This window comes from Paenibacillus sp. EB106-04-04-XG159 (assembly GCF_058791835.1).
On record NZ_JBYTDY010000002.1, the window covers coordinates 107,561 to 129,019 of the forward strand.

A 21,459-nucleotide genomic window follows, 5' to 3' on the forward strand; every position below is an offset into this window, starting at 1 on the left:
ATTTCAAGCAGAACAGGAGTGGGATCGTTTGAAGCATAAAACAAAGAAGGCGGTGTTGATCCTTATGGTGTTCTTGTCAATATTCAGCATGATAGGTTGTGGATCAAAGGATGAGAAAGCAGCGAAGAGGATCGTAGAAGCGTTGCAGGAGAAGTATGGAAAGGAGTTTGTAGTCGATTCGATCGGCGGCGGATGGGGGACGATGAACAGCAATACGTTAAAAGCCATCGTGAAGCCCAAGGATGACCCTTCGATTAGAGTGGCTGTAGAAATCACTAAGGACCTGAAAAATGTATATGATGACTATTTGAATGAAGCAGTCGCAAAAGCTGCTGTACAACCAATTTCAGAAATGGCGAACAGCATTTGGGGAGAGAGCAGGGTTCAGGTGACGAACGATACAGCTATGACCTATCCAGAACATTCGGATACAAATATGTCCTATGAACAGTTTCTGAAGCTATATCCGATGAATTGGCAGCTGGTAAAGGTGTATTTAAATTGTGAACGCTACATCGACAGTAACGGCGGCATAGATCAACAAGCTGAGATTGATAAATATAAAGCATTCGCACAGAAGCTGGCGGACCATAAATACATGAGAAGCAGCATTTCCATCTGGTATATTACGCCCGATGCATACGATCGATTTGATGAGGCCAAAAATTCAGATTCGACCGTAATTAATTATTTCAAGGATGAAGAAAAAGAGCAGGGTAAACTGAATCTGGTTACTGCGAACGGTATTGAAATTGATGAGCAAGGTCAAATAGTAACAACAAATGAAGAGTTGCGCAAAGGCTTTGATATTTGGAAAGAAGAAAGGGTAAAGAGCACGAAGCTAAAGGGGGATCTCAATGATTGAACCTCTAACTGAAGTAGAGCTTCGTCAGATCGCGCAGATTGTTTATTTGGATATTGAAGGTCAGGATTCCAAGGGCAAAGATACGAAACTAGCTGATGCCTATAATCGAAAAAAGGAGATCACACTAGGTGAAGTGATCGATTATTATCTTGGTCAAAAGAGTTATGAGGGTCACCTTGAAGGCAAGCAGAAGATTAAGACGAGGTTTTCTGAAAAACTGGACGGCAAGAACGAATCTGAATACTGGAACGAGCTGCTTACGAAATTGGATCAAGACAAATATCGGGAAATAAAGATTACGAATGTAGTTACAAAGAACAAAAAGGAAGAATCTGGCTTCGTAGCTATGACGTTCGAGGTAAAAGGTGTTAACGTGGTTGCTTTCCGAGGCAGTGAACCGATGAATGACCCGCTTTATCGAAATGATTGGAAAAATAATGCGACTACCGCCTATCTCGATGAATCATTACAGCAAACGGATGCGAAAAATTACATCCTGGATATGATTAAAAAAGGCAAGTTTCCATCCTATTTGACAGGTCATTCCTTAGGCGGCAATCTGGCGCTCTTCTCCTCCTTCATTCTACCGGATGAGCAGCGTAAGAAGCTTATTTCAGCAACGACCTTTAACGCGCCTGGGTTTAACGGAAAAGTTCTAGCTGAGTATTCGAAGCAGATTGAGGAGATGAATAAGCAAGGAAAGCTAAAAGAGTTCCGGAATGTGGAAGATATCGTGCCTGCATTATTCCTGAATCCTTCGAAGGGGATCTACATCGATACTGAAGCGAAGGGGGTTGGCTTCGATCATCATTCGATGTTCATGCTTGATATGGTGGGGGACGAAACCAACTTTAAGCGTTCAGATGTGCAAGCGAGCGGCATCTTACCTTCTGTGGTGCACAATTTAACGGTTGGCTTAGAGATCGTTCCTGACGCGATCAAGCAATTAATAATAACTGAGGCAATCAATATTTGGGATGGAAATATTGATTTCCAACATTTCTTTTACGCCGTGCTTGGAATCGCAGCGGTTGTAGCGATAGGACCAATTGCTGCACTTGAAATCGCAGTCACTGCGCTGCTCGCATTGATCGCTATTGGCTTTATTATAGATAAAGTCATTCCGTGGATTAAGGAAGGCATTAAGAATCTGATGGAAAGCATCCATTCGTTCTGGGAGAAGAGTGTAGATTTTATTACAGATATGGTCAAGGGCGCAGTCGTAGCAATGAATTTATTTGCCGACAAGGTGGGGCAGATTGTAGAGAACGTCAGAAAGGCTGCAAAGAAATTTTGCGATGATATGAAGAAAGGGTTCAAGAAATTTGTGGACAATATGATTCAGTATATTAAGGCGAAAAAGGAATACTGGATTAGTGTGAAGAACAAAGTGACCCAAAAATTAAACGATATCGTCGGGAATGTAAAAGAGAAAGTCAAACAAATGAAAGATAATTTTATCAGAACTGCTGATTCCATTAAAGATAAAGTGATTGACAAAGTAAGAGCGAAAGCGCTCAAGACGGTAGTTGGTTTCATGGTTGGTGCTTCTAGTGCGGCAACAGGATTGAACATGCTGGCTAATCTACCTAAGATCGAAGACCTACAGCGGACCATACAGAGGAAAGAAGAGAAGTTAAGAGACTTGGTCAATCGCATCCAAGCCCAAGCTTCGAGAGTTGCCTCTGATGTAGGCAGAAATTACAACGAATACTATGTGCAAGCACAATTGAGAAGGCTGGAGCGGGTAAGCGACCGGATTCGAACAGACCATAAACGTGCAGCGGACAATCTACGACAGAAGTCATCAGCTTTGCAATCGTCGGTTGGGAAGTACCGTGAAGTGGAATCGAAGATCATTAGAGCAACTCGTACATCGTTACATCCGATACGTCCGATATAATAGTTAATTGCATTTTACTAGTAATAGTAATGATTTATGGTTCGTAAATAATTTGACGTTATGTGCTGAATGATGGAGGTCATTGCAATGAAAAAATTAAAAATCATGTTTACGCTATTATTGCTGATCTCCATGCTAGTCCCCACTCTTACGAATGCGGCGCTGCCTTTACGGGTGGTGGTGGATGGAGAACGGGTGTTGTTTCCCGATGCACAGCCATTTGTTGATGCAAACAACAGAACGCAGGTACCTATACGATTTGTAAGTGAGGCGCTGGGGGCTGAAGTTGGCTGGGATAACAAGTCAAGAACAGCGTCGGTGAAGTATGGGAATAAGACCATAACGCTCGTGGTAGGCAAGAAAGAGTATGAATTGGATGGCAAGAAGCAGAGTATGGATACCGCGGCATTGCTAAAGGATGAGCGTACCTTCGTTCCAATTCGATTCGTTAGTGAGGGGCTAGGGGCAACTGTGAAATATGATACGAAGATCAATACTGTCTATATCAGCACTCCAGGGCACACAGGCGGTACAGGGGATGAAGATGTTGTTATTGAGGATATGTACGGTTTCAAGGTACCGCTGTTTACAGGATCGGAGTTAGATGTTGAGCGCGGCGACTATGATGAATACGGTACGAAGAATAGATCTTTGCTGTTCTTAGGATTGGAAATGAACCTCGTATACGGTGATTATGAGATGCAGATCCAAGAGGTTGAAGATATTCTCCGCCAGAAGATTAAATCTGATACTGTTGATGACATCATGGAGTTTATTCGAAAGAAGAAGAAGGATGTTGAAACAGAGCAGGAGCTTAAATGGTTCAATGATGGAACCTATCGAGTTCGAGTAATCACTATACCTAGTGGGGGAACGGGTGTTAGCATATGGTATCAATAGGTGTGAAACATGAAAACTAACCGATATCTTATAGCTGCTGTTATATTACTGCTGTTCTTTACGATACTCCCTAATCACCTTGAGGCTAGGGAGCTTGATATGAATAGTCTAACTCCACAGAAGATATTGGAGATGAGTAATCAAGAAGTGAAGGAAATTAGCATTTTACTAAGAATAGTGTTGGTGTATGATTCGTTAACAAATTGACGTTATATGTTGAATAATGGAGGTTCATATTCATGAAAAAATTAAAAATCACGTTTACGCTATTATTGCTGATCTCCATGTTAATCCCCACTCTTACGAATGCGGCGCTGCCTTTACGGGTGGTGGTGGATGGAGAACGGGTGTTGTTTCCCGATGCACAGCCATTTGTTGATGCAAACAACAGAACGCAGGTACCCATACGGTTTGTAAGTGAGGCGCTGGGGGCTGAAGTTGGCTGGGATAACAAGACAAGAACGGCGACGTTGAAGTATGGGAAAAAGACCATAAAGCTGGTGGTAGGCAAGAAAGAGTATGAATTGGATGGCAAGAAGCAGAGTATGGATACCGTGGCATTGCTGAAGGATGCGCGCACCTTCGTTCCGATTCGTTTCGTTAGTGAGGGGCTAGGGGCAACTGTGAAATATGATATGAAGATCAATACCGTCTATATCAGCACTCCAGAGTATTCAGGCGGTACAGGGGAAGAAGATGTTGTTATTGAGGATATGTACGGTTTCAAGGTCGTTAATGATACTGGATCAGGGTTGTATGTTGAAAGAGGCGATTATGCTGAGTATAAGGATAAGGATAGAGCTTTAATGACTTTTACGCTGCAAATGGATCGACAATTTACCGATGGCAGAACTGATAATTATGAGATGCAGCAGCAAGAGGTAGAGGATATTCTTCGTCAGAAGATCGCAACAAATGTCGTAGACGACGTTATGGCGTATATTCGTCAGAAGAAGGAGCTTGCAGATGAGCTGGAGCAAAAATGGTTCAATGACGACACTTATCGAGTCAGAATTCACTCTCGATCAGCTGGAGGTGTCGGTGTTGGCGTATGGTATAAGTAGGTGCTGATGATGAGAAAAAGTCGATTTTTTTTATCTGTGCTTATCTTGCTCATGCTGCTCACGATGCTACCTCATCCTCTTGTAGCAGAGAAGCTTGAACTGGATGGCTTGACGCCGCAGAAGATACTCGAGCTCAGCAATAAGGAAGTGGAGGAGTTGTATGGAGTTAAGAATTACTTTCCTCTTTCCATAACTATGGTCATAAACAAGAAAAAAGTAAAATTGGACCTGCGAGAGGATCTAATAAATAAGCGCCTCAAATATTATAAAGATAACCAAATTGATATTGGTAACGATAAATATAAAGGGTTTGAGATCGTGTATGGTGAGGATCACGGTGACCGGCTGATTGGCGGATTAATGGAGTATTCCGGGTACTCAGTTGAAGGTAACTCTGTTTCTACGGAAGGTGTAAAATGGACAGCGGGCTGGAGCGGGGTTAAGATTAATGAATTTAACTTGATCAAGGCACCTTGGAATGACGCTGATATACCGATAGAGAGAAGCAAACTTTTTGAAAATAAAAAGATCTACCAAAAATTTGTGGATGATGGCGTATTCGAAAATGCGATTCAAATTGCACTGAATAAGGAGTATGCGGGACGCCGTTACGAGGAATTTATATATAATAATCAAAACTCAGGTTTGATTAGAGAGATCGTATATGATGCCAATCAGAAGCCGAAGAGCGAAAGATGGGTCGATTATGTGCATATTCTCCAGCCTCCGACTTATTTTTCTGAGGGCTACGGGACGGTTTATATTAAGAGCAAGAACGGACGCACTTATTTGGACATTCCGATAGCCGCTTTAAGTGCTGCGGATCAGCCGGATCTGTCCGCGATGTTCGATACGTTACCGATGATGTCTAGTGCGGGCAAGGAGGTAATCGTCGGTGTTCGGGTAACATCGACATTCCCTGAGGCGGTGACTGCTGGTTACAGCTGGTCGATCACCAACGGCGGCAACAGGTTGACTTCAACAATATTCTCGGGGCACGGGGAGACAGAAACGGGTAAACTGACCCTTGAAAAAGGGAAGGAATACTTGATGTATGCGACTTTTACCATGCCGGAGAACGATGTGGCGATTCAGTTCAAGATCAACGAGAAGGGGGCTTCGCCTAAGGAGAAGTATCTCGCTAACAATATGATACAGTCCGCACCAAGTGCAATCCGATGGGCTCAACCGAAGCCGCTTGCATACAATGTGCTGACGAAAAAGGTTGCTCTCCCTATCATGGGAGGGAATGCGTTGACAGCTCATCTTGTCTTACCGAAGGGACAATGGAAAGGCAATGCCAGCGGTTCGCTTGGCGTAGTCAATGGGTCGGCGAATCTTCTGCGAAGCTTCACTGTTACGAACAATCCTATTGTAAATGAAGAAAGTGCGACGATTACCCGTAAACCAATCGCGAACTTCACGATCGATCGCAAAGACTTCGGAGATGATCCGATCAACAAGCATTGGTCGCCTCATGATAATCCTGCGGTACCTCTGACCAAGACCGGGCAGATTAGCTACAGCGGCTCTGTGCAGCGAAACTACGAATATACTTATCAGGTCTGTGATATAGATGAAAAGGGTAATACCGATTGCACCACGTATACAGATAGGGGCACGGCAACGGCTGATTTTCCTTCGGGTACAGACAGCCCCGTCTATGAGATGTATGTCTATAATGGCCGCGAGAAGATGCCTAAGCAGAGCTATAAGAATGAAATTGAGAAAAATGAAGGGACTTCCCACGCGAAGAAGTTATGGTGGGAGAGTGAGCCGTACCTCTATGATGTGATCCGCTGGATGTATCATCTGGATGAGAAGGATGAGGCATATGGCTGGACTGCGGTAGGCGGACAGTATAAAAGATCATTCACGCAGCAGGCGAGCGCTTCCGTGAAGTGGCAGACCGAGAGCACCTTGAAGCAACAATATGAGCAAGCTCGTAAGGCTGCAGCGAGCAAGAGCGATCGCAAGTCCTTATATGACAAAGCGGTATTCGCAACCGATAAGGAGCTGCAGAAGTATGCTTATCCGATCAAATCAGGCTATTATTTTAATCCTGCCGGCAGCTATACGTTTACAGTAGAGACGGTGTCTTTTAAACCGACAAACGATGATACGCAGGATCACAAGGATCTCGTGAGTACACTTGTGGACTCCTTCCGTTATGAGAGCGACCTGATCTATATTAACCAACATAAGGATGCGGTTAATATTCGCGATGAACAGCTGCCGAAGCGCGGAGCCGGCTACGATCGCAAGCCAGGTGTCCTTACGGCGAAGAACAATCAAGGAGTAGACGGTCAAGTGATGCTCCAAGTGTTGGATCGAAGCGCAGATGGGTCGCGTTATAGCAAGAAAGTGGAAGAAATCAAACATTCACAAGAAAGCACCGGCTTCACGCATGAATACTGGAAGAGAGTGCTCGAAGGATATGCGGATTCGAAGACAGCGGACAGCTACGATAAATACCGCTATCGGGAATATGTGAAATCTGGCCAGGAGATGTACAAGATCACGGAGAAGACAACCGTGACGATCGTCGTCAATCCTGAGAACATCCCTGTCTACACCCACGCCCAGATGCCGAATGGCGAGTACAATGTGCGAGTATGGATCGATGCTGCTCAACTAACAAGAGGCAATCACGAATATAAGAAGTTAGGAACACTAGCAGGAATCGATAATCTAGACAACATGGAGATCACGGTTATGGGATCGATGCATGATGATCTGGACAATTAATAGCATAATATAAGTGCGGGTACCAGAACCCCACATATACGGGCTAATGAATCTTCGAACGAATCAGTTAAACGTAATGTTAGAAGAAGCACGTGAGTCATTAGTTCTTGATTATGTAGCTGTGCCACGATCGTTTATTACGACGTGGCACTTTTTATCGTTCTCTAGTTTGTGATAGACACGTTTTGAGAATAAATTTCTAGCGGAAGGCGGTGAGTTAGGATGCTAAAAATGCTTGTCGTCGATGATGATAAGTTTGTCAAAACTATATTTAAGTAGAATGATAGGTTTGAATAAAGATAACATATATAGGAAGTGACATTTTGCGCGACAATCAAGAACCGTCCCTCCCCTGTCACACGCGAATTTTGGCGTTTATGTAAATATTTATACAAAAAAGCTGGTAATCCAGTAATAAATACCGTAATATGGTAGGGGGCTATTTTATTTGGGGGAATTTTCATACACAAGGTTATTCGAGGTGGGAATATTTAGGTGTTGGCAGCGGTTGAATTTTCAGAATACATCAAAGGGAGAGACTCAATTAACAATGAAAAAGATATTAATATTTGTATTAACTATTTCTATGGTTGCTATCCTTGCGGGATGTGGTGGGAAAGACAACTTAACAGTTTTTAAGAGTGAAGACAACAAGTTTCAGGTAAGTGCCTCTGATAGTTGGAAAGATGCGGACGGCACGTTACATCCAGATAGCAGCCTTCAAATCTATAATCCTCAAAAAGAAAAATATTTCATGGCAATACTTGAATCTAAAGAGGATTTCACCGATTTTTCACTACAATCGTATTTTGATATAGTTACCGAATCATTCGTTTCTTCATTGGACACTCCAACCCAAGGAGATGTAAAAGAAGTTACGATTAATGGTAATAAGGCGCTACAATATACGCTTGAAGGTAATGCAGACAATGTAAATGTTGCTTATTTAGTCACCGTTATCGAAACACCTACACATTATGGTCAATTGGTAGCTTGGACGCTTAAGAGCAAATGGGATGGATATAAAGACGAATATACGAATTTGATCAACAGTTTTACAGAAGTAAAATAATCCCTGACCTCTTGACCTGTATAGTTCTGAAATACCCCATTAGCATGATACTAAATTATTAATAATAGCCTTTATTTAGGGGCTGTCCAATACGTCACTAAAAAGTAAAAGTAGATGGAGATAAACGCACGTTTTATCTCCATCTGCTTTTTTGTTTATTTGGGGTTATTGAAAGTAGTTCTTTAAAAATAGCTCTCTGATCCTATCGAACAATTAACAGAAAAAATATTTATTCATTAGATTAATATGAAAAAAATATTATTGTCCAAATATTGGGTGGGTGCTATACTGATGTCAAAGTCAACCCGAAGGAGAGAAAATCATCATGAGCGACGCATCACGGCCTGTTCAAGAAAGAACTGGAGAAGGGCCGACTTTATTTACAATGATTCAGAATGTCTATGAAAGCTTCAGCGTGACGGAGAAACGGATCGCCGATTTAATCCTAAATTCTCCGGAAACGATCATTTATAATACGGTCACGCAGGTTGCCGAAGTTCTTGAAGTAGCACAGTCCACTGTCACGAGATTTTGTCGTACGATTGATTTACGAGGCTATCAAGAGCTGAAAATTCGTCTAGCCCAGGAGTTAGAGCGTAGACAGCCTGCTCCACAGATGCAAGAAGTTCAGAGCTTTCCCATGCAGTTGGCGAACAATGCAGCCAATAGCATTCTGGATGCTGCCTCGCATATTGAGGAGTCTGTACTCGAATCCGCGGTAGCGGCGATTGTAAGTGCCAGAAAGATTCATATATTTGGGCTTGGGGAATCGGGCCCGATGGCTCAGCTGCTTAAGATCAAACTGCTGGGACTTGGACTCATGGTTGATGCACAGGCAGATATTCATCTGCAGTCTATTGCGGCGGCGCATCTTGATTCGAGAGATGTAGCGATCGGCATATCGCAGCAGGGCAGCACAAAGGATATCGTGGCGGCCATGCAAGCTGCCCGCAGATCTGGGGCGAGGACGATTTGCATCACCGGATATGGAAAATCCCCTGTCACAGAAGTTTCGGATATTAGCCTAGTCTGCTTCAACCGAGGATTGAGCAATATTGTAGAAGGCTTCAAGAGTAAAGCCTCGATCTTGTACGTTATTGAACTGTTAAGCGTAAGTTTGACGCTCAAAATGTCAGACCAGTCGCATGATTGAAGGCGATGTGAAAGCTAACTTGTCAGGGGCTTCCAACGGGAAGAACGATGGCGTGTTAATTATTGCGGGAGGTGGTAGCATAGGATATTACTTCGGCGAAAGGCGGTGTCTTTCATTCCGAACGGGTTGTAACCAGCATGATTGATACGATCCATCGCTATGATGCATCTGTACGCATTTCCAAGCCGTAACAGGCTTATCGGTATTCGTCGGGCAGTATACTACGCAGTATGAGTTGTTGATGGCGGCCTCCACGATTATGGTGCTGCCGGTTGTACTTGTATATATTGTGATGCAAAAACAATTCATCCTAGGGATTACATCAGGTGCGATAAAAGGCTAAGGAGGAACCAAAATGGTTCATTTGAGAAAAGTTGTTGCCTTTATTATTGTTGCTATGATGCTTGTAACCACTGCAGCTCCAGGCTATGCGAATGCAGATGCTAGCGAGGGGCAGCTTGATCTCCATGATGTGAAGGATGAAAACGCGATGTATCAAAAAATTATCGACGCCGAAGCGGAGTGGCTTGCCAGTCTGCAATTCGAAAAGGGTGCGATTCCTACGTACAGCATGCCGATTTCCAACTATAAGGATAAGTACAAGGTAATTCCTTATTTTACCAACATTGCTTTACTGGGTTTACTGGAAAAACCCGAGTATAAGGATGTCGTAAAAAACTACATGGACTGGTATTTTGCTCATTTGAATCATGGCAAGGGGCCGGAAGCACCAGATGGTTCGGTATACGATTATATGATCGAAACGGATCGCATTACAGAAACGCCTACTCTAGATTTTGACTCGACGGATTCCTATGCGTCCACCTTCTTGAATGTGCTGCGCAAGTATGCAGAAGTAACGGGGGATACGGCGTATGTGGCAGATCATAAGGATGAGATTCTGTTGATCGCTTCTGCGATGCTATCTACTCTGCAAGCGGATGGCCTGACATGGGCAAAGCCGACCTATAAAGTGAAATATTTGATGGACAACACAGAGGTGTACAAAGGTCTCAAAGATATGGAATGGATTGCAGAGCATATTTTTGCAGATGCGGCAGAGACAGCCAAGTTTAGGGCGCTCAAAGAGAAGGTTCATACAGCCATTCAATCTGAGCTCTGGCTTGAAAACAAACAAATGTACTCTCCCGGAAAAATGGATGGGGGATCCCTGCTAAATCCGGCCTGGCAGACATTCTATGCTGATGCAACGGCTCAGCTCTTCCCGATCTGGACAGGTATTATTGCTCCGGACAGCGAGCGGGCGGTGCAATTGTACAATAGCTTTAATGAGCATCATCCGGGCTGGTCGACATTGGATAAGCCAGACGCATTTCCTTGGGCAATGATTGCCTATACGGCTGCCCTTATGGGAGATAAGGTGCGTGTCGATCAATTTTTGCAATCGATCGAAGCGACTTATGTGGATCAGGAACATCCATGGCCATGGTATGTCATGGAAAGCGGGCTGACGATGCTGGCTGCCTCGCATATTCAGAAGTTGGTGCAGGAGCCGATTCAATTTGAAATGGCCTCGATTCAGGATGGCGATGTCATTGAAGCATTTCCTCTCCAATTGACAGGTACCGCTAACGGCTTGCATGATATCGAAGTTATTTTTACTCAACAACTCACAGGCCAGAGGAAAGTATTTCACGCAGTACCCGAAGGGAATACTTGGAAAATTGAGCTGGTAGGGCTGGTTAACGGTAATTATCAGGTGAAAGTAAATGCCATGGATCGATTTAACAATATTCATTTTACTCGTGACTTAGGGGTCACAGTTCGGCTTGGAGCTGAAGGTGAAGGAATGGCTAAGGTCACGATCAAGGCAGACCCCGAGCTGCTGCGCCGCAATGAAAGCACGCATATCGTGATCGAAGCATTTAATCAGGATGGCAAGCAGTTGGATCTGTCCGATGCGAAAATTACTTATCATATGGATCGGCAAAATCTGCTCGTGCCTGACGGCGAAAATCGCTTCACGCTGCGCGGCTTGCCTTTGGATCAGACTGTTGATCATATTAAGCTATGGGCGTTCGTGACTCGAGGCAATGATGTGCTGAAGACCGATGAGCTTGTGATACGCATTTCTCGCCAGGCTGCGACGAAGCAGGATGAAATGCTGGATGTCTTTGCGGGTTGGCTGGCTAGACGCCAATTGGAAACCGGGGCAATTACACGGAATGAAAAGCAAGACTATATCGATCCGACGATGTCCAATATCGCTGCGCTCGGTTTGTTGTTAAGACCGGAGACGGTGGAATTGGCTGAACGATATATCGCGGATTATGTCGGCAGCTGGAATTGGGGAGATCGATTCGGCGTTTATGGAACCAAGTATGAGATGAAGCTGAATGAGCAAAGTGGGGCTTGGACTTCAACAGAGGACTATAAGAGCGCTGCCGCGAATATTGCTACCTTCATCACGTTGCAGCGCGCCTATTATGAACGTACCGGCAAGTTCGTGATTACCCAATATCAGCTTGATATACTGACAGGCGGTCTGGGCCTGATGGCTCTGCAGGCCGCTGACGGCTTGATGTGGCAGAAGAAGGATGGTCAAGTCAAACATTTGCAGGATAATGTGCTGGCTCTGCAAGGAATGAACGATAGTGTGTGGCTCTTCCGCAATCATTTTAAAGATGATGGTCCGGCATCGTACTTTGAAGGTTATAAGGAAATGCTGCGCAAAGGCATTGAAGATAAGCTCTGGGATAAAGAGACCAAACAATACGTGATGTCAATGGATGCCGCGGATCAGTCTACCGCAGTAGATTGGAGTAAATGGGAGGACGCATGTGCTCAGCTTACGGCGATTGCGGCAGGCGCTATTGCTCCGGAAAGCGATGAGGCAAAAGCTATATATGCGGCTGTTAACAATCATTTTCCGAAATGGGCGTCTGCAGAAAAGGTGAGTGGCCTGCATGGTATCGCCGCATACGTGGCGACGCTCATGGGAGATCACGATCGTGCGATGGCTTGCCTGACACGGATGACAGATGCGATCAAGAAAGGCAAATTGCCGGCTGATTGGAATGTGGAAAGTACTGGCTACGCGATGCTTGCTGCTCATGCAGTGAAGGATGTGCAAAAGGAAGACAAGAAAAAACTGAGAGCTTTGATTGTAGATGCAAAACAACTACATGCTAAAGCCAAGGAAGGTTCTTCTGTTGGCTGCTATCCGATCGGCTCGAAAGCTCTGTTGAAAGAAGCCATTGCAGCAGCTGAGGTTGTTGTTAAAGATAAGGCAGCAGTGCAAGCGGATGTTGACGCAGCGGCAGCAGCTCTTGAGAAGGCGATAGAGAGATTTAAGAACTCTATCATTAGCACATAAATAAATATTTAAGCTCGATAAAAAATTAAAGAGGCATCACGTAAGATTGATTTTACGTGATGCCTCTTTAATTTGATGTTAATCAGTTCGATATAAATGGAATATTTTTATATAAACCTGTACAGAACCTTTCGCACATTTACTGGCGTTCATCATCGGCTTCAGTGCGATCTTTGATTTCGTTATCAAATCGAGCCGTTTTAGTTGGTAAATACAGGGGCATGAATTATAATTATACATATCAAAACTGCTAGAGTATAGGAAGGAGCGAGATGCTATCTTTTATGCGCATAGCAAAGGATTTAATGGAGTAACAGAATATCAGCCGTTAAAAGCGCACTTGGAAGGTGTGGCTAATCGATGTAGAAGCTATGCGGACGTGTTCGGAGCCGGGGAGATTGCATATCTGACAGGAGTATTGCATGACATAGGGAAGTATTCGGCCGAGTTTCAGGAGAGAATTCGCGGAAGCAGCATTCGTGTCGATCATTCGACGGCAGGCGCTCAATGGATTATGCAACGAGAAGTATATCAGCAGATGATCGGGAGCAAATTCGGTATTTATTTTGCTCGTCTTGTCGCTTACATGGTTGCCGGGCATCATGGTGGACTTAGAAATTATGGAACGATGGATGAAGAAGGGACATTGAAACACCGCTTGTCCAAGCCTCATGAGCTTATACCGGAATGGTCGAAGGCCTGGGAAGAGATTGACATTACTCCAGGTCATCGATGGAACATTCCCCTGTTTCAGGTGAAGGGATTAACGAATCATGACATTGCTTGGAAGTATAGTTTTTTTGGTAGGATGCTATATTCATGCTTGGTTGATGCAGATTCGATCGATACAAGAGATTATTGTAATGATGATGACCGGAAGCTCATGAATAAGAAAATGGCGCCGTCAATGCAGCAATTGCTGACCAATTTCGATGAATATATGCGTCAAAAAATGAAGCATGCCAAAGATACCGAAGTGAATCGTTATCGTCGCCAAATTTTAGAAGCATGTGATCGCCAAGCTGAGTCGAAGCCAGGGCTCTTTACTTTATCAGTCCCTACAGGTGGAGGGAAGACATTATCTTCGTTATCTTTTGCCCTGCGTCATGCGAAAAAACATGGATTGCGTCGTATCATCTACGTGATTCCGTTCACAAGTATTATTGACCAGACGGCTAAAATATTCCGTGAGGCTCTGGGCGTAGAAGCGATATTGGAGCACCATAGTAATTTTAATGAAGAGGAATACCAAGAAAATTACGGACCTGACGATGTGAGACGGTTAAAGTTAAGCACAGAAAATTGGGATGCGTCAGTGATCGTGACGACTTCGGTACAATTTTTCGAATCGCTCTTTTCGAATAAAAGAAGCAAATGCAGAAAGTTGCATAATATCGCAAACTCAGTCATTATCATCGATGAGGCGCAGAGCCTCCCGAGAGGATATGTCACTCCTTGCCTGCGATCGATGGAAGAACTGGTGCAATCTTATGGAAGTTCAGTTGTACTTTGCACAGCTACACAGCCAACATGGGAAGAACTCGGTGCGACGCCAATTGAAATAATGGATCATCCGACACCAGATCAACTGTTAGAGGTATTTAAGCGTGTCGAAGTCACTGTTCATGGAATCGCTTCCGAAGTGATGCCGGATACGAATGTAGTCGAGTGGATGGCACAATCGGAACAAGTGCTGTGCATCGTAAATACACGTAAGCATGCGAAGTTGTTATTCGATAAATTGAAAAAGGAGCAATTAACAGGAATCTATCACTTGAGCGGACGTATGTACGGAAAGCATCGGCTAGAATTGATTGAAGAGATCAAAGAAAGGTTGGAGAATTCCCTCCCTTGTCGGGTAGTCTCTACACAACTCATTGAGGCTGGTGTAGATGTTGATTTTCCTTTGGTGCTCCGCTCCATGGCAGGACTCGATTCGATAGCACAAGCTTCAGGTAGATGCAATCGCGAGGGTCGAATGGCGATGGGAGAAGTTCGTGTATTTTATCCAGAAAAGCATGGTATGCCATCCAAGGGTTGGATGAAGGAAACGGCTATTGAGGCACAAAACGTTCTTCATTATGTACAGGAAGGGCCATTATCTATCATAGCGATGCAGCAATATTTTGAGCGTATTTATGGTATTTGCGATGGGAAAGTGGCTCAAGTCACCGATTCGAAAAATATTATGGCGATGAGTAAGTCAACGAATCTTGAGGTCCCGTATGAAGATATCGCTAAGGAGTTTGAATTTATTGAAAGCAGCACACATGCCATTGTAATTCCACACGATGACAAAGCACGTTCATTGATAGATGAGATTAAGATAACAAGGTATCCAATGCAGCTATTGCGACAATTGCAACCGTATACCGTTCAGGTTTATACCCACGAGCTAATGGCATTCAAGCGGAAGGATTTACTTGCATCGGCTGGAGGCGTTCTCTATTTGCTAGATTTAGCCTACTACGACGAACAAGCGGGACTATTGCAACCCGATGAATTCATTGAACATGAGGTATTCATATTTTAAAAGAGGAGAGGGTCCTATGGGCTATGGCATCAAGTTAAGGGTGTGGGGCGATTACGCATGCTTCTCACGTCCTGAAATGAAAGTAGAGCGAGTAAGCTACGATGTGATGACACCCTCGGCTGCAAGGGGGGTCTTAGAAGCCCTACACTGGAAACCGGCGATCAAATGGGTCATTGATCGGATCCACGTAATTAACCCTATTCAATTCGAGAATATTCGGAGAAATGAAGTAGAATCCAAGGCATCGAAGAAGAAACCTAATATCTATGCTGCAGAAGAGCGACAGCAACGTGCTGCATTGGTCTTGCGAAATGTTGAGTATATTATCGAAGCTCACTTCGAGATGACAGACCGCTGTGGAGAAGAAGATACACCAGAGAAACACTATAACATTTTTTTGCGTAGAGCAAGACAGGGCCAATGCTTCCATCAACCGTATTTCGGAACGAGGGAATTCCCAGTGAAATTCGAACTCGTGGAGTCTGAGCTGGATATGAGAGAGAGTGCTCTCTCGGGAACTGTTGATCTCGGTTACATGTTATTCGATCAAGCCTATGTATTTGATGCGAAGGGGGAGGTCAAGCAAGTAACACCATACTTTTTCCGCGCACAGATGGTTGATGGTGTGATCGATGTACCGGCGTGGAAGGAGGTCATGCGATGATTTTACAAGCATTGCATTCTTATTATCAGACTCTGCTTGAACAGGAAGGGGATCAAATGCCTCGCGAAGAGTATTCTTCAGCAGATGTATCCTTTGAAATGTACTTGGATGAGACAGGCCGAGTGACTTCGGTTAGGTCCTTTGTGAACGAGCGTGGGAAAAATATGAAGCTTACCATGATTGTTCCTAAGCAGCCCAAGCGATCAGGTTCAGGGGTAAACCCTTATTTTATGTGTGAGAAGGCAGAATATTTATTTGGATCGGCGTTGTCGATGCGAGAAGCATGTCGAGATGGAATGAAAAGTTTATGGCGTGCGGTGCTAAGTTATGATACTTCAGGTTCACCAGAGATTTGTGCACTAGAAGCATTTCTGGATCAGTCTGTGGATTCACTAGCAGATCAGTTGAATCAAGTGCTTGGAGACGACGTGGTCGAAGCTTTGAGCAAAGGTGGATTATGCGCTCTGAAGTTTGCTCCAACCGGGAAGTATTTACATCAGGACCGCCATGTGCAGCAATCTTGGGAACGTTATTTTCAGAGCTTGCAAGGGGAACCGGATACGGAAGAACAAATGTGTCTAATTACGGGAGAAATGACACCGATGAACCAAATTGCTAGACTTCACCCGAGCATCAAAAATGTCATCGGAGCGCAGTCGTCTGGTGCAGCCATTGTATCTTTTAACATTCCATCGTTCTGTTCCTACGGTAAGGATCAATCTTATAATGCACCAACCTCTCAAAAGGCTGCTGATGCCTATGGCTATGTACTAAACCGATTGTTAGCAGACCCAAAGCATCGCGTACGTATGAATGATGCTACAGTCGTCTTCTGGGCAGAAACGGCTGCCGAGGAGGAGCAGGGTTTGCTTGCAAATCTGTTTGAAACCTATAGCGATGAAGAAGCTGATATGGATACAGATCTGGAAATACAGGATGCTACAAGTGTGAGGACACGCTTAAAAGGTGCCTTGGAGCGGGTGCGTCAAGGGCAAGAATTTAGAGATACTTTCGATGATTTAAAGGTGGATACGAAATTCTATATTTTGGGACTTTCACCGAATGCTGCACGATTATCGGTTCGCTTCTGGTATACAGGAACGCTAGAGGAAATCGGCGGTAAAGTGTGGCAGCATTATAAGGATTTATCCGTTAGTGGTCTTGAGAGGACACCAACTATTCGCCAATTGCTACGAGAATTGGCAGTGGCGCGTGATTGGAAGAATGTCCCGCCGAATATGGAAGGGCAGATGTTCAGATCGATTCTCCTAGGTTTACCTTACTCGAGAGCTGTTTTTGCACAGTTGATGAGTCGTATTCGTGCGGAGTCGGATGATCCGAAGAAAGGCTTATATAAAATCGGCGCCGTCCGGGCTGCGATCATTAAAGCTTTTCTCACTCGTAATGCACGTTTGAATCAGGATTGTAAAATGGAGGGAGAATTGACCATGGCTTTAAATGAACAATCGACCAGCGTGCCTTATCATTTAGGCAGACTATTTGCCTGCTTGGAAAAGACACAGAGTGATGCATTGGGAAAAGGGATTAATGCGACAATTCGAGATCGTTTTTGGGGATCAGCATCAGCAACACCTGCTACGACATTTCCACGCCTTATTAGTGTTTCTAGGCATCATATCGCGAAAGACGAGCAGTGGGGATGGAAGAATGATCAGTTAATTCAGCAAGTTATCAATGCATTACCAGAGCAGCTTCCAAGAAGATTATCGCTTGAAGAGCAAGGGATGTTCGCACTAGGTTACTATCATCAGAAACAAAGCTTTTATTCGAAAAAATCAAATGATAGCCAAAATGATGAAGAAAGAGGGATTGAAAAATGAGCGAAAAAACGCCTTTAACCCAAAGATATGAATTTGTATTGTTGTTTGATGTGGAGAACGGAAATCCAAATGGAGACCCGGATGCTGGGAATCTACCACGTCTTGATCCAGAAACGGGCTGCGGCCTGGTTACTGATGTATGCATGAAGCGTAAAGTCCGCAACTATATTGAGCTTGCGATGGCGAATGAAGAATCCTATGAGATCTATGTGAAAGAAGCAGCGGTATTAAATAATTTAAACAAAGAAGCGTTTCTAAATTACCCCGAGATGGAACTAAAGGAAAATAAGACAGATAAAATGGAAGCGAAGAAAAAAGAAGATCAACAGACGCTAGCAAGCTGGATGTGCAACAAATATTATGATATTCGTGCTTTTGGTGCGGTCATGACGACGGGGGTTAACTGCGGTCAAGTCAGAGGTCCTGTACAATTTACTTTCTCGAAAAGTGTAGATCCGATCTCTCCTCATGATGTGACAATCACGCGGATGGCGGTTACGAATGAGAGGGATGCGGAGAAAGAGCGTACGATGGGGCGAAAAAGTATTGTTCCTTACGGTCTTTATCGATTGGAAGGCTTCGTATCAGCGCCACTGGCGAACCAGACACAATTTGGACAAGAAGATTTGGAATTGCTATGGTCTGCTCTTATAAATATGTTTGATCATGATCGGTCTGCATCGCGAGGCAAGATGGCCGCTCAAAAATTAATTGTATTTGAACATGAGAGTAAATTAGGCAATGCGCCGGCACATAAGTTATTTAATCTATTAGAAGTGAAGCGCAAACCGGAAGTGGAGATCGCTCGTTCTTTCACTGACTATGATTGGTCGATAGGACAAGCTCCTGCAGGTGTATCCATCAAGGAATTGTTATAAGTATTGAACATGGTGAATGAAGCTGATGATTATTTGATGATCTCTGGTATTCAGCACTATGCGTTCTGTCCGAGGCAATGGGCACTCATTCATATTGAGCAGCAATGGAAGGAAAATATATTAACGACAGAAGGAAATCATGTCCATCGACGAGTCGATGATGTGAATTTCGATGAAACCCGTAAGGATTTACGAATCGTACGTTCTGTTCCAGTTGCCTCAGAACAGCTGCGGATTCGTGGTGTCGTGGATATGCTAGAGCTACGCTGCCAAGAGACGAGCTCGACGGATACGATGATTTTAAAAGGACGACAAGGCCACTGGAAAGTAACACCTGTGGAATATAAGCGTGGTAAACCTAAATCAGATGATCGCGATGCAGTGCAACTGTGCGCACAAGCGATGTGTCTTGAGGAAATGCTCGGATTTACTATCTCATCGGGTACGATCTACTACGATGAGGTAAGAAAGCGGGAGGAGATTGGGTTTTCTGGCTCACTTCGTGAACGCATTAGTCGTACGAGCAGACGGTACCAAAGAGATACAGGTTCCAATTCTCAATCTTGAATCAATTGTCATATTTGGATACAAAGTTGTAAGTCCAGAAGCGATGAATCTATGCGTGGAGAATAACGTGTCGCTTGTTTTTCTGACTCCTAGCGGAAGATTTAAGGCTCGAGTTACAGGAGAAACTACAGGAAATGTACATTTACGGAGAACACAGTATCGTTGGAGTGATCGAGAAGAGCAGTCTTTGCTTCTAGCTAAGAGATTTTTATATGCCAAAATTGTAAATGCTAGAGTGTCCATTAAGCGTACCTTACGTGATCATTCGGATAAAATTAATGTGGATCAGTGCAAGACTGTTTCGTCTCTTCTTGAAAGACAGCTAAAAGAGGTAACTGGAAGTCAATCGCTTGATGAACTTCGCGGTGTCGAAGGGTTAGCAGCAAGGTATTATTTCTCGGCCTTACCTGAACAAATTCTTGTGAATAAGCAGCATTTTCAATTTACTGGCCGTATGAAGAGACCGCCCAAAGATCGAGTGAATGCGTTGCTATCGTTCCTGTATACTTTATTAGCAAATGATGTGACACATGCGCTAGAGACGGTTGGACTAGACCCGCAAGTAGGTTTCTTGCATCGAGATCGACCCGGAAGAAATAGTCTGGCCTTAGATTTAATGGAAGAGTTCCGTGTATATATTGCAGATCGAACTGTATTAACGCTTATTAATCGACAGCAAATCTCTTACGATGATTTTATTGAAAAGGAATCTGGAGCATTTATTCTAACAGAAAACGCGCGCAAAATTGTATTAACCGAATGGCAACAGCGGAAGAGGGATCAGATCCAACATCCATTTTTCGATGAGAAAATTGATATCGGTTTGTTGCCTTATTCGCAAGCGATGTTACTGGCTAGGTATATGAGAGGGGATTTAGATGACTATCCTCCATTTTTCTGGAAGTAGAGGTACAGGATTATGATGGTGTTGATTACGTATGATGTGAATACGATCACTCCCGAAGGACAGCGCAGATTAAGGCAGGTTGCTAAGACTTGTGAAAACTACGGTCAACGGGTTCAGAATTCTGTGTTCGAGTGTTTACTTGATCCTCAACAATTTAAAGAATTACAATTGACATTACAACAAATTGTTGATCCTAAGACTGATAGTCTAAGGTATTACCGTTTAGGTGCAAAATGGCAGGGGAAGGTCGAGCATTTTGGTGCCAAGCAGGGATATAACCCAGAAGGTTTTCTGTTTATTTAGTGTATGCGAACCTGAAGTGCACATCAAAACCCTAAGGGGTTCGCAACCCCTTGCTGGACATGGGATTTCAGCGATTCTTCGAGAAAATAAGGCGAAATGAGCGGCTAGTTTTTAGAGGTTCGCGGAAATCCCCTTCAAAACATAGGTTTCATAAGGCATTTTAATGCATACTGTCGCTCCTTACGCAGGAGCGTGGATTGAAATACTAGTAACCCGATAGGGTGCACGTTTAGTTCTACGTCGCTCCTTACGCAGGAGCGTGGATTGAAATGCAGATGAAACAGCAGCTGGACGAGCATGGAAGCAGTCGCTCCTTACGCAGGAGCGTGGATTGAAATGCATATGGATCAACGAGACCCTCTGCCAAGCGGACGTCGCTCCTTACGCAGGAGCGTGGATTGAAATGCTAAGCTTGCCATTAGCACCAGCAGATGTTTCCGTCGCTCCTTACGCAGGAGCGTGGATTGAAATCTTCTCGCTGTTTACACATCACGCATTGTTTATCGTCGCTCCTTACGCAGGAGCGTGGATTGAAATAGACCATGCCTATTAGACTTCGTGAGGCGCTTCGTCGCTCCTTACGCAGGAGCGTGGATTGAAATTCGAATAGTGGTTACAGATTTGTTATATTTGAAGTCGCTCCTTACGCAGGAGCGTGGATTGAAATAATACAGTCGCAATTGTCTTTGCAGTTGATAAGTGGTCGCTCCTTACGCAGGAGCGT

Annotated in this window: 15 protein-coding genes and 1 CRISPR repeat array; all 15 genes read left to right on the top strand. The window is 44.1% G+C overall.

Translation table 11 applies throughout. From position 1 onward, the window contains the following. The first annotated feature begins 28 nt into the window (after positions 1 to 28). The 15 genes from AC3WTP_RS02725 to cas2 all read left to right on the top strand — a co-directional run bounded on the left by AC3WTP_RS02725 (position 29) and on the right by cas2 (position 20,735). A complete protein-coding gene (locus tag AC3WTP_RS02725; protein ID WP_492393052.1) occupies positions 29 to 865 on the top strand; it encodes a hypothetical protein in 837 nt (278 codons plus the stop codon). Beyond that, positions 858 to 2,768: an Mbeg1-like protein gene (locus tag AC3WTP_RS02730; RefSeq protein ID WP_492393053.1), complete on the top strand. Its 1,911-nt coding sequence runs from the start codon at positions 858 to 860 to the stop codon at positions 2,766 to 2,768. The genes AC3WTP_RS02725 and AC3WTP_RS02730 overlap by 8 nt, the downstream gene beginning before the upstream one ends. 87 nt (positions 2,769 to 2,855) lie before the next feature. Then, on the top strand, positions 2,856 to 3,668 hold the full coding sequence (locus AC3WTP_RS02735) for a copper amine oxidase N-terminal domain-containing protein (RefSeq protein WP_492393054.1): 813 nt from the start codon (positions 2,856 to 2,858) through the stop codon (positions 3,666 to 3,668). 239 nt (positions 3,669 to 3,907) lie between these two features. Continuing rightward, a complete protein-coding gene (locus tag AC3WTP_RS02740; protein ID WP_492393055.1) occupies positions 3,908 to 4,732 on the top strand; it encodes a copper amine oxidase N-terminal domain-containing protein in 825 nt (274 codons plus the stop codon). Positions 4,733 to 4,738: 6 nt separating this feature from the next. Next, positions 4,739 to 7,480, top strand: coding sequence for a hypothetical protein (locus AC3WTP_RS02745; protein ID WP_492393056.1), 2,742 nt, complete (start codon positions 4,739 to 4,741; stop codon positions 7,478 to 7,480). Positions 7,481 to 8,030: 550 nt separating this feature from the next. Continuing rightward, complete coding sequence (locus AC3WTP_RS02750; protein ID WP_492393057.1) at positions 8,031 to 8,552, top strand: LptM family lipoprotein; 522 nt, start codon at positions 8,031 to 8,033, stop codon at positions 8,550 to 8,552. A gap of 325 nt (positions 8,553 to 8,877) precedes the next feature. Continuing rightward, positions 8,878 to 9,705: a MurR/RpiR family transcriptional regulator gene (locus AC3WTP_RS02755; protein WP_492393058.1), complete on the top strand. Its 828-nt coding sequence runs from the start codon at positions 8,878 to 8,880 to the stop codon at positions 9,703 to 9,705. Positions 9,706 to 10,060: 355 nt separating this feature from the next. Further along, on the top strand, positions 10,061 to 13,042 hold the full coding sequence (locus AC3WTP_RS02760; RefSeq protein WP_492393059.1) for a DUF4972 domain-containing protein: 2,982 nt from the start codon (positions 10,061 to 10,063) through the stop codon (positions 13,040 to 13,042). A 340-nt stretch (positions 13,043 to 13,382) separates the two neighbouring features. Beyond that, complete coding sequence (gene cas3 / locus AC3WTP_RS02765) at positions 13,383 to 15,575, top strand: CRISPR-associated helicase Cas3' (protein ID WP_492393060.1); 2,193 nt, start codon at positions 13,383 to 13,385, stop codon at positions 15,573 to 15,575. Between the two features lie 16 nt (positions 15,576 to 15,591). After that, on the top strand, positions 15,592 to 16,239 hold the full coding sequence (gene cas5c, locus AC3WTP_RS02770; protein ID WP_492393061.1) for a type I-C CRISPR-associated protein Cas5c: 648 nt from the start codon (positions 15,592 to 15,594) through the stop codon (positions 16,237 to 16,239). Beyond that, a complete protein-coding gene (gene cas8c, locus AC3WTP_RS02775; protein WP_492393062.1) occupies positions 16,236 to 18,080 on the top strand; it encodes a type I-C CRISPR-associated protein Cas8c/Csd1 in 1,845 nt (614 codons plus the stop codon). Before cas5c ends, cas8c begins: the two co-directional genes overlap by 4 nt. Beyond that, positions 18,077 to 18,958, top strand: a complete 882-nt coding sequence (cas7c, locus tag AC3WTP_RS02780; RefSeq protein WP_492393063.1) for a type I-C CRISPR-associated protein Cas7/Csd2 — start codon at positions 18,077 to 18,079, stop codon at positions 18,956 to 18,958. Before cas8c ends, cas7c begins: the two co-directional genes overlap by 4 nt. A gap of 9 nt (positions 18,959 to 18,967) precedes the next feature. Next, positions 18,968 to 19,525, top strand: coding sequence for a CRISPR-associated protein Cas4 (gene cas4 / locus AC3WTP_RS02785; RefSeq protein ID WP_492393325.1), 558 nt, complete (start codon positions 18,968 to 18,970; stop codon positions 19,523 to 19,525). Continuing rightward, complete coding sequence (gene cas1c / locus AC3WTP_RS02790) at positions 19,461 to 20,432, top strand: type I-C CRISPR-associated endonuclease Cas1c (protein ID WP_492393326.1); 972 nt, start codon at positions 19,461 to 19,463, stop codon at positions 20,430 to 20,432. The genes cas4 and cas1c overlap by 65 nt, the downstream gene beginning before the upstream one ends. 12 nt (positions 20,433 to 20,444) lie before the next feature. Then, a complete protein-coding gene (gene cas2, locus AC3WTP_RS02795; protein WP_492393064.1) occupies positions 20,445 to 20,735 on the top strand; it encodes a CRISPR-associated endonuclease Cas2 in 291 nt (96 codons plus the stop codon). Positions 20,736 to 20,907: 172 nt separating this feature from the next. Further along, positions 20,908 to 21,402: a CRISPR direct-repeat array (repeat unit 32 nt; unit sequence GTCGCTCCTTACGCAGGAGCGTGGATTGAAAT). Positions 21,403 to 21,459: the final 57 nt, after the last annotated feature.

Bases quoted from the DNA above. Each gene is read 5' to 3' on its own strand.
- AC3WTP_RS02730 (WP_492393053.1), top strand. From the start codon at position 858: ATGATTGAACCTCTAACTGAAGTAGAGCTTCGTCAGATCGCGCAGATT.
- AC3WTP_RS02735 (WP_492393054.1), top strand. From the start codon at position 2,856: ATGAAAAAATTAAAAATCATGTTTACGCTATTATTGCTGATCTCCATG.
- AC3WTP_RS02740 (WP_492393055.1), top strand. From the start codon at position 3,908: ATGAAAAAATTAAAAATCACGTTTACGCTATTATTGCTGATCTCCATG.
- AC3WTP_RS02745 (WP_492393056.1), top strand. From the start codon at position 4,739: ATGATGAGAAAAAGTCGATTTTTTTTATCTGTGCTTATCTTGCTCATG.
- AC3WTP_RS02750 (WP_492393057.1), top strand. From the start codon at position 8,031: ATGAAAAAGATATTAATATTTGTATTAACTATTTCTATGGTTGCTATC.
- AC3WTP_RS02755 (WP_492393058.1), top strand. From the start codon at position 8,878: ATGAGCGACGCATCACGGCCTGTTCAAGAAAGAACTGGAGAAGGGCCG.
- AC3WTP_RS02760 (WP_492393059.1), top strand. From the start codon at position 10,061: ATGGTTCATTTGAGAAAAGTTGTTGCCTTTATTATTGTTGCTATGATG.
- cas5c (WP_492393061.1), top strand. From the start codon at position 15,592: ATGGGCTATGGCATCAAGTTAAGGGTGTGGGGCGATTACGCATGCTTC.
- cas8c (WP_492393062.1), top strand. From the start codon at position 16,236: ATGATTTTACAAGCATTGCATTCTTATTATCAGACTCTGCTTGAACAG.
- cas7c (WP_492393063.1), top strand. From the start codon at position 18,077: ATGAGCGAAAAAACGCCTTTAACCCAAAGATATGAATTTGTATTGTTG.
- cas4 (WP_492393325.1), top strand. From the start codon at position 18,968: ATGGTGAATGAAGCTGATGATTATTTGATGATCTCTGGTATTCAGCAC.
- cas2 (WP_492393064.1), top strand. From the start codon at position 20,445: ATGATGGTGTTGATTACGTATGATGTGAATACGATCACTCCCGAAGGA.